This is a genomic window from Amycolatopsis sp. SID8362, from assembly GCF_010550475.1.
GTDB classification, from domain to species: Bacteria; Actinomycetota; Actinomycetes; order Mycobacteriales; family Pseudonocardiaceae; genus Amycolatopsis; species Amycolatopsis eburnea.
The window spans coordinates 1-454 of the sequence record NZ_JAAGNB010000327.1; the positions used below are offsets into that span (position 1 = coordinate 1).

Genomic DNA, 454 nt, shown 5'->3' on the forward strand with positions numbered 1-454 from the left:
ACTGCGCGCCCGGGCGGCGGCGCGCGAGGGCGTCGAGGACCGCGTTCGCGGCGGCGTACGCGGCCTGCCCGGCGCTGCCGAGCGTGCCGGTCGCGGAGGAGAACAGCACGAACGTCGGCGCGTCGGTGAGTTCGTCCAGGGCGAGGGCAGCGTCCACTTTGGGCCGCAGGACCTTCTCGAAGTCGTCCGTGGTCAGCGATTCCACGACCCCGTCGGCGAGCGCGCCCGCGGCGTGCACGACGGCGGTGACCCGCTCGTCCGCGAGGATCGCGGCGAGCTGCGCACGGTCGGCGACGTCGCACTGGACGATCCGGACGTCGGCGTCGAGGTCGTCGAGGTCGGGGTTCGCCGCGCCGGTGCGGCTGGTCAGCAGCAGGTGGCGGGCGCCGTAGGCGGTGACCAGGTGCCGGGCCAGCAGCGAGCCGAGCGCGCCGGTGCCGCCGGTGATCAGGAC

Annotated in this window: 1 protein-coding gene; it reads right to left on the bottom strand. The window is 75.6% G+C overall.

Features of this window, described 5'->3' with window-relative positions; genetic code table 11:
- A partial coding sequence (locus G3I65_RS10690; protein ID WP_160695956.1) for an SDR family NAD(P)-dependent oxidoreductase occupies positions 1 to 454 on the bottom strand: 454 nt, incomplete at both ends.